Consider the following 14,444-nt stretch of genomic DNA (forward strand, 5'->3'; position numbering starts at 1 on the left):
CCCGGCGGGGGGCAGGCGCCCGGACGTGCGACGGCTCCGGCACCACTGGGGTGCCGGAGCCGTCGCCGGAGCGGGATGTGCAGCCGGGGCTGCCGTCCCGGACTCAGATGTTGTAGTAGAGCTGGTACTCCAGCGGGTGGGGGTAGGTCCTCATGGGGGCGACCTCGTTGGTCTCCTTGTAGTCCAGCCAGGTGTCGACGAGGTCCTGGGTGAACACGTCGCCCTCGGTGAGGAACTCGTGGTCGGCGCGCAGGTGCTCGAGCGTCGCCTCCAGGGAGGTCGGCAGCTTCGCGATGTCCTCGTACTCGGCCGGCGGCAGCTCGTAGAGGTCCTTGTCGATGGGGGCCGCGGGCTCGATGCGGTTGCGGATGCCGTCCAGGCCCGCCATCAGGCAGGCGGAGAAGGACAGGTAGGGGTTCGCCGAGGGATCCGGGACGCGGTACTCGATGCGCTTGGCCTTCGGGGAGGTGCCGGTGACCGGGATGCGGATGCAGGCCGAGCGGTTGCGGGCGGAGTAGACGAGGTTGACGGGGGCCTCGAATCCGGGCACCAGACGACGGAAGGAGTTGACCGACGGGTTCGTGAACGCCAGCAGGGCGGGGGCGTGCTTGAGCAGGCCGCCGATGTACCAGCGGGCCGTGTCGGACAGGGAGCCGTAGCCGCGCTCGTCGTAGAACAGCGGGGCGCCGTCCTTCCACAGCGACTGGTGGGTGTGCATGCCGGAGCCGTTGTCACCGAAGACGGGCTTGGGCATGAAGGTCGCGGACTTGCCGAACTGGAGTGCCGTGTTCTTGACGACGTACTTGAACTTCATCATGTCGTCGGCGGCCGTCGTCAGGGAGGCGAAGCGGTAGTTGATCTCGTGCTGGCCCGCGGAGCCGACCTCGTGGTGGGCGCGCTCGATGTCCAGGCCCACGCCGATGAGGTTGGTGACCATCTGGTCGCGGATGTCGACGAAGTGGTCGTTGGGGGAGACCGGGAAGTAGCCGCCCTTGACGCCCATCTTGTAGCCGAGGTTGCCGCCCTCCTCGGTGCGGCCCGTGTTCCAGAACGCCTCGGCGGAGTCCACCGCGTAGAAGGTGTACTCGGGCTTCACCTGGTAGCGCACGTCGTCGAACAGGTAGAACTCGGCCTCGGCGCCGATGAAGCAGGTGTCGGCGATGCCCGTCGACTTCAGGTAGGCCTCGGCCTTGGAGGCGACCTGACGGGGGTCACGCGAGAAGGGCTCGTCGGTGAAGGGGTCGACGATCGAGAAGTTGACGATCAGCGTCTTCGCCTCACGGAAGGGGTCGAGGAAGGCCGAGGTCGGGTCCGCGATGAGCTTCATGTCCGACTCGTGGATGGCGGTGAAGCCACGCACTGACGAACCGTCGAACATCACGCCGTCCTCCAGGGCGGCACCCTTGAATTCGGCGGCGGGAATGGTGAAGTGCTGCTGGACGCCAGGCAGGTCGCAGAAGCGCACGTCGACATACTGGACGCCTTCGCGGTCGATGAATTCCACGACCTCGTCGGAGTTGCTGAACATGGGGTGTCCTTCCCGGATGACTGTGCAGGCTGGTCGGGCGACGCGGTGCCCCCCGGTCAAGATCCCGCAAACCGATGACAAAATGGAGTCTAGCGTGAGCCTGTGGGGACCTCCGGCGACTCGTCCGCATGTTGGTCCACGTCCGGCGGGCCCATCGTGTCGGCGGCATCCTTGAACCCCGGCGAGAACATCTTGACCCAGTCTTGGTTCGGGGGTCGCAGGCGGCCCCCCACCGGGAACGGAACACTACAGGGGGTCCCCATGAACCAGCAGGAAGCCGGCCGGCCCCAGGCCATCGGCCTCTACGATCCGGCCAACGAGCACGATGCCTGTGGCATCGCCTTCGTCGCCACGCTCACGGGTCCTCCCACGCACACCATCGTCGAGCAGGGCCTCCTGGCACTGGAGAAGCTCGACCACCGCGGCGCCGTGGGCGCGGAGGAGAACTCCGGCGACGGGGCGGGGATCCTCATCCAGCTCCCCGACGAATTCTTCCGAGAGACGGTGCGCCCCGACCTGCCCTGTGTGGGTTCCTACGCCGCGGGCCTCGTCTTCCTCCCCGGCGCCCACGACGGGAGGGTGGAGCTCTCGCGCGCCGTCGCCGCCGTGGAGAGGATCACGCGGGAGGAGGGCCTGCGCGTCCTCGCCTGGCGCGACGTGCCGGTGGACGACACGGGTGTGGGCCCCACCGCCCGCGGCTCCATGCCGACCTTCCGCCAGCTGCTGGTCGCCGACCAGCACAACCGCCGCTCCGGACGCGCCCTCGAGGTCGCCGCCTACCGGGTCCGGCGCCGCTGCGAGCACGAGGCCGGGGTCTACATGACCGGCCTGTCCACCCAGACCTTCGTCTACAAGGGCATGCTCACCACGATGCAGCTGCCCGAGTTCTTCACCGACCTCTCCCACCCGACCCTCACCTCGCGCCTGGCGTTGGTCCACTCCCGCTTCTCCACGAACACCTTCCCCTCGTGGAGGCTCGCCCAGCCCTTCCGCATGGTCGCCCACAACGGCGAGATCAACACGGTGCGCGGCAACCGCAACTGGATGAGCGCACGGGAGGGCCAGCTCGCCAGCCGTGTCCTGGGTGACATCGCCCCGCTCCTGCCCGTCACCACCGACGCGGTCTCCGACTCCGCCTCACTCGACGAGGTCCTCGAACTGCTGGTGCTCGCGGGACGGTCCCTGCCCCAGGCCGTCGCAATGATGGTCCCGGAGGCCTGGGAGAACAACGAGCAGATGGACCCCGACCTGCGGGCCTTCTACAAGTACGCCTCCACCCTCATGGAGCCCTGGGACGGCCCCGCCGCCGTCACCTTCACCGACGGGCACCTCATCGGGGCCGTCATGGACCGCAACGGCCTGCGCCCGGGACGCTGGCAGGTCACCGAGGACGGCCTCGTCGTCCTCGCCTCGGAGACGGGCGTGCTCGACATCCCGGACTCGCAGATCCGGGCCAAGGGACGTCTCGAGCCCGGCTCGATGTTCCTCGTCGACCTCGACGCCGGTCGCATCGTCCCCAACCAGGAGATCAAGGACGGCCTCGCCCACCAGGAGCCCTGGGGGGAGTGGCTCGACGAGCAGCTCGTCCACCTCTCCGACCTGCCCGAGCGCGAGCACATCGACCACTCGCACTCCTCGGTGCTCCGTCGCCAGCAGGAGTTCGGCTTCACCCAGGAGGACCTCGACATCATCCTCACCCCCATGGCGACCTCCGGGGCCGAGGCCCTGGGATCCATGGGGTCCGACACCCCCATCGCGGTGCTCTCCTCCCGCCCCCGGCTCCTCTTCGACTACTTCCAGGAGCTCTTCGCGCAGGTGACCAACCCGCCGCTCGACGCGATCCGCGAGGAGCTCGTCACGGCGCTGGGCACCACGGTCGGTCCGCAGCCGAACCTCCTGGAGGACAGCCCGGACCACGCCCGCAAGCTCGAGATCGACTTCCCCGTCATCGACTCCGACCAACTCGCGCAGATCTCGCACATCGGCAGTGCCCGCGCGGGGAAGGGCTTCACCTCCCGGGTGATCCGCTGCCTGTACCGCGTCTCCGGCGGGGGGGAGTCGCTCCAGGCCGCCCTCGACGACATCTTCCGGCAGGCCGACGAGGCGATCGAGGAGGGCGTGTCCTTCCTGGTGCTCTCCGACCGCGAGTCCAATGCCGAGATGGCGCCCATCCCGTCACTGCTGGCCACCTCCGCGCTCCACCACCACCTCCTGCGGCGCCAGACCCGCACGCAGGTCGGGTTGGTCGTCGAGGCGGGAGACGTGCGTGAGGTGCACCACGCCGCACTGCTCATCGGCTACGGAGCGGCAGCCGTCAACCCCTACCTCGCCATGGAGTCCGTCGAGTCCATGGCCCGCGCCGGTCACCTGGGCGACACGACGCCGGCCGACGCCGTCGCCCACCTCATCAAGGCGCTCGGCAAGGGTGTCCTCAAGGTGATGTCGAAGATGGGCATCTCCACCGTCTCCTCCTACTGCGGCGCCCAGGTCTTCCAGGCCATCGGGCTCTCCCAGGAGTTCGTGGACCGCTACTTCGCGGGTACGGCCAGTCCGCTGGGCGGTGTCGGCCTGGACGTCATCGCGGCCGAGGTCGCCTCGCGCCACGAGGTCGCCTACCCGCCCTCGGGCATCTCCCCGGCCCACCGCACGCTCAACGTGGGCGGGGAGTACAAGTGGCGCCGTGAGGGCGAGGCCCACCTGTTCAACCCGGAGACCATCGCGCGCCTCCAGACCGCCACGCGCACCGAGTCCCGCCAGGTCTTCCGCTCCTACACCGACGGGGTGGACGACCAGTCGCGCCAGCTCATGACCCTGCGCGGGATGATGCGGCTGCGCACCGACGAGGTCGAGCCCGTGCCGCTGGAGGAGGTCGAGCCGGTCTCCGAGATCGTCAAGCGCTTCGCGACGGGGGCCATGTCCTTCGGCTCCATCTCCCAGGAGGCGCACGAGACCATGGCCCTGGCCATGAACGCCCTCGGGGCACGCTCCAACACGGGCGAGGGAGGCGAGTCCCCCGAACGCCTGCGCGACCCGCAGCGCAACTCCGCGATCAAGCAGGTGGCCTCGGGGCGTTTCGGGGTCACGGCGGACTACCTCACGCACGCCCGCGACATCCAGATCAAGATGGCCCAGGGGGCCAAGCCGGGTGAGGGCGGCCAGCTGCCCGCCCAGAAGGTCTACCCCTGGGTCGCCCGGGAGCGGCACTCGACCCCCGGCGTCGGGTTGATCTCCCCGCCTCCCCACCACGACATCTACTCCATCGAGGACCTCAAGCAGCTGATCTCCGACCTCAAGAACGCCAATCCCGAGGCCCGGATCCACGTCAAGCTGGTGTCCGAGGTCGGGGTGGGCACCGTGGCGGCCGGGGTGTCCAAGGCCCGCGCCGACGTCGTGCTGATCTCCGGTGCGGACGGCGGCACGGGTGCAGCGCCCCTGACCTCCCTCAAGCACGCCGGGGCCCCCTGGGAGATCGGCCTGGCCGAGACCCAGCAGACCCTGGTCCTCAACGACCTCCGCGACCGCATCGTGGTCCAGGCCGACGGGCAGCTCAAGACCGGTCGCGACGTCATCATCGCCGCCCTCCTGGGCGCCGAGGAGTTCGGCTTCGCCACCGCCCCACTGGTCGTCTCGGGTTGCATCATGATGCGCGTCTGCCAGAAGGACACCTGCCCGGTGGGTGTGGCCACGCAGAACCCGGAGCTGAGGGCGCGCTTCACGGGCAAGCCCGAGTACGTCATCAACTTCTTCACCTTCATCGCCGAGCAGGTGCGTGAGATGCTCGCCTCCCTGGGGCTGCGCTCCATCGAGGAGGCGGTCGGCCGCTCCGACCTGCTCGACGTCTCGGAGGCGGTGGACCACTGGAAGGCCTCCGGGCTCGACCTCGGTCCGGTCTTCCAGCGCATCGAGCCCCGACCGGGCTCCTCCCTGCACCAGGTGCAGGGTCAGGAGCACCACCTCGAGGACGTCCTCGACCGTCGTCTCATCACCCTCTCGGCCCCTGCCCTCGAGCGCAAGGAGCCCGTGAGCATCGAGGCGGAGATCCACAACACGGACCGCACCACGGGTGCGATGCTCGGGCACGAGATCGCCCGCCGCTACGGCGACCACGGCCTGCCCGCCGACACGGTCACGGTCCGCCTCACCGGTTCCGCCGGTCAGTCCCTGGGGGCATTCCTCCCCCAGGGGGTCTCGATCACGGTGGAGGGCGACGCGAACGACTACGTCGGCAAGTCCCTGTGCGGCGGGACGGTGGCGGTGCGCCCCTCGCGCAGCGCGAAGTTCGAGGCGAGCGGGAACACCGTGGCCGGCAACGTCATCGGCTACGGCGCGACCTCGGGGGAGCTGTACGTCTCGGGCCGCGTCGGCGAGCGCTTCGGCGTGCGCAACTCCGGTGCGACGCTGGTGTGCGAGGGCACCGGCGACCACGCCCTGGAGTACATGACCGGAGGTGAGGTCCTCGTGCTGGGCCGCACCGGGCGCAATGTCGCCGCCGGCATGTCGGGTGGATCGGGGTACCTGCTCGACTTCGACCGTGGTCTGCTCAACCCGCAGGTCACTGCCCAACTGGACGTGTCGGGGCTCTCGGACGCCGACGGGGAGCGCGTGGCCCTGCTGCTGCGCCGCCACGTGGAGCTGACCGGCTCCGTCGTCGCCCAGCGGCTGCTGGACGACCTGCCGGCGTCCCTAGCCCGCTTCACCCGCATCCAGCCCACCCAGTTCGCCCAGGTCACCGAGATCCTCTCCGAGGCGGACGCCTCGGGTGTGGACCGGGAGGACCCCGAGGTGTGGCAGAAGATTCTGGAGGTGTCCCATGGCTGACCCGAAGGGGTTCCTGAAGATCCGGGAGCGCGAGCTGCCGGAGCGCCGTCCCGTCCCCGTGCGCATCCGCGACTTCGACGAGGTCTACGAGGAGCAGGAGATCGGCGTCGTCGAACGCCAGGCAGGGCGTTGCATGGACTGCGGCACGCCCTTCTGCCACTACGGCTGCCCCCTGGGCAACCTGATCCCGGAGTGGAACACCCTGGGGTGGAAGGGTGACTGGAGGAGCGCCATCGAGCGCCTCCACGCCACCAACAACTTCCCGGACTTCACCGGGCGCCTCTGCCCGGCCCCGTGCGAGGCGGCCTGCGTGCTGTCCATCAACCAGCCCGCCGTGACGATCAAGAACGTCGAGCACACGGCCGTCGACCACGCCTTCGACGAGGGCTGGGTGACCCCCCAGATCCCCCAGAAGCTCACCGGGTTCACGGTGGCGGTGGTCGGGTCGGGCCCGGCCGGGCTCGCCACTGCCCAGCAGCTCACCCGCGCCGGGCACACCGTGGCCGTCTTCGAGCGTGCCGACGCGATCGGTGGCCTCATGCGCTACGGGATCCCCGAGTTCAAGATGGAGAAGGCGGTCCTGGACCGTCGCCTCGACCAGATGCGCGCCGAGGGCACCCGCTTCCACGTCGGGGTCGACGTCGGTCACGGCGTGACGGGGGACGACCTCCTGGAGCGTTTCGACGCCGTCGTGCTCACCACGGGGTCCACGGTGGGACGCGACCTGCCCGCGCCGGGACGGCAGCTGGGCGGCATCCACCAGGCCGTCGACTACCTGACCCGCTCGACCAAGCACGTCCACGGGGACACCGAGGTCGACTGGATCAGCGCCGAGGGCAAGGACGTCGTCATCATCGGCGGCGGCGACACCGGAGCCGACTGCCTGGGCACCGCCATCCGTCAGGGGGCGCGCTCCGTGACGAGCCTGGAGATCATGCCCCAGCCGCCCGCCGAGCGCACGGCCGCCGACCCCTGGCCGAGCTACCCGCGAATCTTCCGGGTGGCGTCGGCCCACGAGGAGGGCGGGGAGCGTCTCTACGCGGTCTCCACCGCGGAGTTCCTCGGGGACGAGGAGGGCAATGTCTCCCAGCTGCGGCTCAGCGAGGTCAAGTTCTCCGGTGGGCGCTTCGAACCCGTGGAGGGCACGGAGCGGATCATCCCCGCCCAGCTGGTGCTGCTCGCCATGGGCTTCACCGGGGTGGAGCGTGAGGGCCTCGTCGACCAGCTGGGCCTCGAGGTCGACGCCCGTGGTCGCGTCGTGCGCGACGAGCACTGGGCGACGACCCATCCGGGTGTGTTCGTGGCCGGGGACGCCGGGCGCGGGCAGTCGTTGATCGTGTGGGCCATCGCGGAGGGCCGCTCGGCCGCGGCCGCCGTGGACGAGTACCTGCGCGGGCGCACCGAGCTGCCGGCCCCCATCGCCCCGACGGACGTCCAGTACCGCCCCTGACCGCGAAGTCCGCTCTGTTCTCCCACTGAGGTCCGCTCTGTTCGGGGCCTGAGGTCCGCCCCCGTGGACCGCTCACGGTGCGCCCTCGTCCGCCCGCGGTCCCGGGGACCGGTCCCCGCGGCGCGTGCGTGGGATTCGGCGCCCCCCGGGAGGACGAGGGCGGCCACACAGCGGACCGCCCGGACGGAGGGTGGTCGGTCCGGGCACACGTGCAGTGACACACTCCCGGCGGAGCGCAGGGTCCTCGGGACGGGCCCACCGGTGGTCGTCCTGGAACCGGCGCACGACGACCCGTCAGTGGGCTCCCACACACCGGGACCCCGGGCGTGGAGGTGGTGCCCCTCGACCTCGGCAGGGCTCGGATCTGCACCGGAGGACCGGACGGACCCCTTGACCCCTGGGGAGCGGACCTCGAGCCTGCAACAGGGCGGACCTCGGCCCCAGAACTGAGCGGACCTCGATGCCGCAAGTGAGCGGACCTCACAGGGAGAACAGAGCGGACCTCGGCAGATTAGGGTGGTGCGCGTGGCAGACCCCTCGACCTACCGTCCCCGGACCGGGGACATCCCCACCAGCCCGGGCGTGTACCGGTTCCGGGACGCGGAGGGTCGGGTCATCTACGTCGGCAAGGCGAAGAACCTCCGCCAGCGCCTGACGAACTACTTCCAGGACCCCGCCCACCTCCACCCGCGCACCCAGCAGATGGTCACCACCGCTGCCAGCGTCCAGTGGACGGTCGTCTCGACCGAGGTCGAGGCCCTCACCCTGGAGTTCACGTGGATCAAGGAGTTCGACCCGCGGTTCAACGTCATGTACCGCGACGACAAGTCCTACCCCTACCTGGCCGTCACGATGGGGGAGAGGGTCCCGCGCGTCCAGATCACCCGTGAGGCGCGCCGCCCCGGTGCCCGCTACTTCGGCCCCTACACCCAGGTCTGGGCCATCCGCGAAACCATCGACCTGCTCCTTCGGGTCTTCCCCGTGCGCTCCTGCTCGGCGGGTGTCTACCGGCGGGCCCACGCCCAGGGCCGCCCCTGCCTGCTGGGCTACATCGACAAGTGTTCCGCCCCGTGCGTGGGACGCATCAGCGAGGAGGACCACCGGGAGCTCGCCGAGGACCTCTGCGAGTTCATGGAGGGCCGCACCGGCCCCTTCATCCGTGACATCGAGTCGCGCATGCGGGAGGCCGCGGGTGCCCTGGACTTCGAGCGTGCGGCACGCCTGCGTGACGACCTCCAGGCCCTGCGCAAGGTGCTGGAACGCAATGCCGTGGTGCTCGACGACGGCACCGATGCCGACGTGTTCGCCCTGGTCACCGACGAGCTCGACACGGCGGTCCACGTGTTCCACGTCCGCGGCGGCCGCATCCGAGGCACCCGGGGCTGGGTGGTGGACCGGGTCGACGACACCCCGCCCGCGGGCCTGATGGAGCGCCTCCTGGAGCAGGTCTACGGGGACGTCGAGCCGGCCGGGAGGCCCCTGCGCGGACGCCCGACCGGGCGCGCCGAGGCCACCTCCGTCGACGACGTCGCCCACACCCCGACCCGGGCGATCCCCCGTGAGGTGCTCGTCTCCGACCTGCCCGAGGACGCCGCGACCCTGGAGGTCTGGCTCTCCGACCTGCGCGGCGCCAGGGTGCGCCTGCACGTCCCCCACCGCGGCGCCAAGGCGCGCCTCATGGACACCGTCCGCGACAACGCCACCCAGGCGCTCCAACTCCACCGCACGCGCCGCGCGGGCGACCTCACCCAGCGTTCCCGCGCCCTCGAGGAACTCGCCGCGGACCTCGACCTCCCCGCCGCCCCCCTGCGCATCGAGTGCTACGACATCTCCCACACCCAGGGACAGGACCAGGTCGCCTCGATGGTGGTCTTCGAGGACGGCATGCCCCGCAAGGACGCCTACCGCACCTTCAACATCCGCGGCGAGGACGGCACCGGGGTCCCCGACGACACCGCCGCCATGGACGAGGTCCTCCACCGCCGCTTCTCGCGCCTCCTCGCCGAGGAGGCCGGGGTGGAGGGGGAGGACGAGGACGGCGTCCCCCTGGCCTCCGGTCCCGTGGACGCCACCTCGGGGCGTCCACGGCGCTTCTCCTACCGGCCCGACCTCGTCGTCGTCGACGGCGGTCTGCCACAGGTCAACGCCGCCCGCGCTGCCCTCGACACCATGGGCGTGGACCTGCCGGTGGTGGGCCTCGCGAAGCGCCTGGAGGAGGTGTGGGTGCCGGGGGAGGAGTTCCCCTTGATCCTGCCGCGCAGTTCCGCCGCCCTCTACCTGCTCCAGCACCTGCGTGACGAGTCCCACCGCTTCGCCATCACCAAGCACCGCCGCCGCCGGGCCAAGGGCCAGACGCGCTCCGTCCTCGACGACGTGCCCGGCCTGGGACCGGCCAGGCAGGGCGCGCTCCTGCGCCGCTTCGGATCGGTCAAGAGGCTGCGCGCCGCCACGGTCGGGGAGGTCGCGGAGGTGCCCGGCATCGGCCCGGTCCTGGCCGCCACCGTCCTGGAGGCCCTCGGGACGGGCGCGGGCACGGTGGAGGCGACCGGGCCCGGGGACCCCGCCGTGGACCCCGCCGCCGGCACCGCCGCCGTCCCCCCACCGCACGAGGGCGACCCCGAGCCCCCCGCAGGTCCGTCCACCGCGGACGACCCCGCACCCGCGCCTGCACCGGATCCCGGTCCCGACCCAGTACCCGACGACCCCACCCCGCCCACCCGCACACCGGAGGGAACCGACCATGACCGACCCGACCACGACTGACCCGACCAGCGCACACCCCGTGACGACCGTGGCCGACACCCAGCCCACCCCGATGCCCGCCCGCGTGCTCCTGCTCGGCTCGGGGGAGTTGGGCCGGGAACTGACGATCTCCCTCAAACGTCTGGGAGCCCACGTCACCGCCGCGGACTCCTACCCGCACGCGCCGGCCATGCAGGTCGCCGATGACAGCCGCGTGCTCGACATGACCTCGGCCGCGGACCTGCGCGCCCTCGTCGACTCCCTCGACGTCGACCTCGTCGTCCCCGAGGTGGAGGCCATCGCCACGGACGTCCTCGCCGAGGTCGAGGCCGCGGGTGGGCCGCGCATCGTCCCCAACGCCTTCTCCGTCGTCACCACCATGGACCGCCAGCGCATCCGCGCACTGGCCGCCTCCCTGCCGGGGGTGGAGACCTCGCGGTTCCGCTTCGCCGCCTCCGCCCAGGAGATCCGCGACGCCCTGGAGGTCACCGGGGTGCCGGCGTTCGTCAAGCCGACGATGTCCTCCTCCGGCCACGGACAGACGCGCATCTCCTCCCCGGAGGAGGCGGAGGAGGCCTGGCGGGCGGCCGAGGAGGGGGCCCGGGCGGGCACCGGCCGGGTCATCGTCGAGGAGGCCGTCGACTTCGACTCCGAGATCACCCTGCTGACGGTGCGCTGGTGGGACGCGACCACCGGGGAGGTGCGCACCTCGTTCTGCGCGCCGGTCGGGCACCGCCAGGAGGACGGGGACTACGTCGAGTCCTGGCAGCCGGCGCAGGTGTCCGACCTCGCCCTCTCGCGGGCGCAGGAGGCGGCACTGGCCGTCACCGGCGCCCTCGCCGGGCACGGAGCCTCCCCGGCCCTGGGGCTCTTCGGGGTCGAGTTCTTCGTGCGCGGTGACCACGTGTGGTTCTCCGAGCTGTCCCCGCGCCCCCACGACACCGGAATGGTGACGATGGTCACCCAGCACCAGTCCGAGTTCGACCTCCACGCCCGGGCGGTCCTCGGACTGCCCGTGGACACCTCCCTGGGCGGACCCGGCGCCTCCGCCGTCGTCCGTGCCCCCTCCGCCCTGCGCACCGCGACCTACGAGGGCGCCGCCGCGGCCCTGTCCCTGGGTGACGAGCTGCGCATCTTCGGCAAGGAGGCGACGAGGGCGGGCCGCAGACTCGGGGTGGCCCTGGCCAGGGGAGCCGACGTGGACGCCGCGCGCCGCAGCGCCACGGCGATGGCGCAGGCGGTCCGCGTCGTCGAGGGGGACCACCGGTGAGCGACGGCGAGCGCCCCGGAGGTGGCATCCTTGGGGGCATGACGAACGAGGACCCCGGACAGGACCCCAACCCGCCCACCGTGCCGACGGGGATCCCGATTCTCGACGAGTTGCCGGGTGCTCCCGCCCCGGCGCTGAACGAGGTGCTCATCCTCACCGGTCGCTCCGGGGCGGGACGCACCCAGGCCGCACGCGCCCTGGAGGACCTCGACTGGTACGTCGTCGACAACCTCCCGGCCTCCATGCTGCCCGCCCTGGTGGGCATGATGTCGCCGGGAGGGGAGGCCGGGGTCCACCGTCTGGCAGTGGTCGTCGACGTGCGCTCCCGGGCCTTCTTCTCCGACCTCTCGGCGACGCTCGACAAGCTGCGCGACTCGGGGGTGCTCTACCGGATCATCTACCTGGAGGCCGACGAGGCCACCCTGGTGCGCCGTTACGAGTCGAACCGGCGCCCCCACCCCCTCCAGGGGGAGGGCACGATCATCGACGGGATCCGCGCCGAGGAGCGTCTGCTCGCCCCGTTGCGCGCCCGCGCCGACGAGGTCATCGACACGACGCACATGACGGTCCACGACCTCTCGCGCCACATCCGTGACGTGGTGGCGGGGGAGGCGGAGCGCCCCCTCCAGCTGACCATCGAGTCCTTCGGCTTCAAGTACGGCCTGCCCATGGACGCCGACGACGTCCTCGACGTGCGCTTCCTGAAGAACCCGTACTGGGTGGGGGAACTGCGCCACCTCACCGGTCGCGACAAGCCGGTGGTGGACTATGTCCTCGACCAACCCGGGGCGCGGGCCTTCGCCGAGGGTTACGCGGACCTCCTCGCGCCCATGCTCAAGGGCTACCTCACCGAGCTCAAGCCCTTCGTCACCATCGCGGTGGGGTGCACCGGGGGCAAGCACCGCTCCGTCGCCATGGCGGAGCTCGTCGCGCAGCGCTTCCGCGACAGCGGCTTCTCGGTGCGTGTCCTCCACCGAGACCTGGGGCGTGAGTGATGGCCTACCTGGACCGTGACGGCTGGGCCCAGCGCGGCGAGATCGGGGAGTCGGTCGTGGCACTCGGCGGGGGCCACGGCCTCTCCGCCACCCTGCGCGCGCTGCGCCACATCACCCACGCCGTGACGGCCGTGGTCACCGTCGCCGACGACGGGGGGTCCTCCGGTCGCCTGCGCCGTGAGATGGACGTACTGCCCCCGGGCGACCTCAGGATGGCCCTGGCCAGTCTCTGCGAGGAGACGGAGTGGGGCCTCACCTGGCGTGACGTCCTCCAGACGCGCCTGCACACCACCGGCCCCCTGGACGGACACGCGCTGGGGAACCTCCTGATCTCCGGGCTGTGGCAGATGCTCGGTGACCCGGTGGAGGGACTCGACTGGGTCGCGCGGCTCCTCAACGCCCAGGGCCGCGTCCTGCCGATGGCCTCCGTGCCCCTGGAGATCGAGGCGGACCTCGACAACGAGGGCACCTCCTACACCGTGCGCGGGCAGTCCCGGGTGGCCGTGGCCCCCGGCACGGTGCGCCACGTGCGTCTCATCCCCGAGGACCCACCGGTGCCCGGGGCGGTCCTGGACGCGATCGACGCGGCGGACTGGGTGGTCCTGGGTCCGGGTTCCTGGTACACCTCCGTCATCCCCCACCTCCTCGTCACCGACCTGCACCGCGCGCTGGTGACCACGGACGCCCACCGGGCCCTCATCCTCAACCTCGCGCGCCAGCGCGGGGAGACCGACACGATGACCTCGGCGGACCACGTCCGGGTGCTCCTGGAGCACGCACCCGACCTCAAGCTCGACGTGGTCCTCGCCGACCCCACCGCGATCGACGACATCGACGACCTGGTGGAGGCCGCCCAGGAGGCGGGCGCACGTCTCATGCTGCGGCAGGTCCGCACCGGGGACGGCATGCCCCACCACGACCCCCTCCGCCTGGCGGCCGCCCTGCGGGACGCCTTCGACGGGTTCCTCGGCGAGGTCGGCCGACCCGAACCCTGGCTCGCCTGAACACACGGCGAGGAAAGGAAGACTGTGATGTCCCTGACGACAGACATGAAGGACGAGCTCGCCCGCCTCAGGGCCGGGTCCGTGAGCTCCGTCGCGGCCGAGGTCGCCGCCATCCTGCGCTTCGCGGGGGGACTGCACCTGGTCTCCGGCCGCATCATCATCGAGGCCGAGCTCGACTCGCCCGTGGCCGCCCAGCGGCTGCGCACCTTCATGGCCCACCTCTACGGCACCGAGTCCAGCGTCGTCGTGGTCAGCGGGGGCGCCCTCAGACGGGGCAACCGCTACGTGGTGCGCGTCGTGAAGGGCGCCGACGACCTCGCCCGATGACGGGACTCGTGGACCACCTGGGCCGCCCGGTGCGCGGACTGCCCGCCCAGATCGTCTCCGCGGGACGCGACGAGGCCGCCGCCGCGTGGCGGGGTGCGTTCCTGGCCCGCGGCTCACTCATGGAGCCCGGACGCTCCTCCTCCCTGGAGATCACCGCCCCCGGTGCGGAGGCGGCCCTCGCGATGGTGGGGTGCGCGAGGCGTCTCGGCGCCGCGGCGCGCTCCAAGGAGGTCCGGGGCGCCGACCGCGTGAGCGTGCGCGACTCCGATGCGATCGGCACCCTGATCCTGGCGATGGGCGCGACCCGCAC

Annotated in this window: 6 protein-coding genes and 2 pseudogenes; 7 read left to right on the plus strand and 1 reads right to left on the minus strand. The window is 71.4% G+C overall.

The features are described from left to right. Positions 1 to 103 precede the first annotated feature (103 nt). A complete protein-coding gene (gene glnA, locus TA90_RS05830; RefSeq protein ID WP_043535075.1) occupies positions 104 to 1,528 on the minus strand; it encodes a type I glutamate--ammonia ligase in 1,425 nt (474 codons plus the stop codon). Positions 1,529 to 1,789: 261 nt separating this feature from the next. On the opposite strand from glnA, the gene gltB reads away from it, so the two are divergent. The 7 genes and pseudogenes from gltB to whiA all read left to right on the plus strand — a co-directional run. Further along, positions 1,790 to 6,346, plus strand: a complete 4,557-nt coding sequence (gene gltB, locus TA90_RS05835) for a glutamate synthase large subunit (protein ID WP_043535076.1) — start codon at positions 1,790 to 1,792, stop codon at positions 6,344 to 6,346. After that, on the plus strand, positions 6,339 to 7,796 hold the full coding sequence (locus TA90_RS05840; protein ID WP_043535077.1) for a glutamate synthase subunit beta: 1,458 nt from the start codon (positions 6,339 to 6,341) through the stop codon (positions 7,794 to 7,796). The genes gltB and TA90_RS05840 overlap by 8 nt, the downstream gene beginning before the upstream one ends. 525 nt (positions 7,797 to 8,321) lie before the next feature. Next, a pseudogene (uvrC, locus tag TA90_RS05845) lies at positions 8,322 to 10,325 on the plus strand (excinuclease ABC subunit UvrC); the annotation flags it as partial. Positions 10,326 to 10,587: 262 nt separating this feature from the next. After that, positions 10,588 to 11,808, plus strand: coding sequence for a formate-dependent phosphoribosylglycinamide formyltransferase (gene purT / locus TA90_RS05850; RefSeq protein WP_231550679.1), 1,221 nt, complete (start codon positions 10,588 to 10,590; stop codon positions 11,806 to 11,808). Between the two features lie 38 nt (positions 11,809 to 11,846). Then, entirely contained in the window at positions 11,847 to 12,803 is a 957-nt protein-coding gene (gene rapZ, locus TA90_RS05855) for an RNase adapter RapZ (RefSeq protein WP_043535078.1), read from the plus strand. Next, a complete protein-coding gene (locus tag TA90_RS05860) occupies positions 12,803 to 13,807 on the plus strand; it encodes a gluconeogenesis factor YvcK family protein (RefSeq protein WP_043535079.1) in 1,005 nt (334 codons plus the stop codon). The genes rapZ and TA90_RS05860 overlap by 1 nt, the downstream gene beginning before the upstream one ends. 27 nt (positions 13,808 to 13,834) lie before the next feature. After that, a pseudogene (gene whiA, locus TA90_RS05865) lies at positions 13,835 to 14,444 on the plus strand (DNA-binding protein WhiA); the annotation flags it as partial.

The sequence above is a fragment of the Actinomyces polynesiensis genome, assembly GCF_000820725.1.
Lineage (GTDB): Bacteria > Actinomycetota > Actinomycetes > Actinomycetales > Actinomycetaceae > Pauljensenia > Pauljensenia polynesiensis.

What these genes read in the sequence shown, in the direction of transcription:
- rapZ (WP_043535078.1), top strand. Translation starts at nt 11,847, where the DNA reads ATGACGAACGAGGACCCCGGACAGGACCCCAACCCGCCCACCGTGCCG.
- TA90_RS05840 (WP_043535077.1), top strand. Translation starts at nt 6,339, where the DNA reads ATGGCTGACCCGAAGGGGTTCCTGAAGATCCGGGAGCGCGAGCTGCCG.
- glnA (WP_043535075.1), bottom strand. Translation starts at nt 1,528, where the DNA reads ATGTTCAGCAACTCCGACGAGGTCGTGGAATTCATCGACCGCGAAGGC.
- TA90_RS05860 (WP_043535079.1), top strand. Translation starts at nt 12,803, where the DNA reads ATGGCCTACCTGGACCGTGACGGCTGGGCCCAGCGCGGCGAGATCGGG.
- gltB (WP_043535076.1), top strand. Translation starts at nt 1,790, where the DNA reads ATGAACCAGCAGGAAGCCGGCCGGCCCCAGGCCATCGGCCTCTACGAT.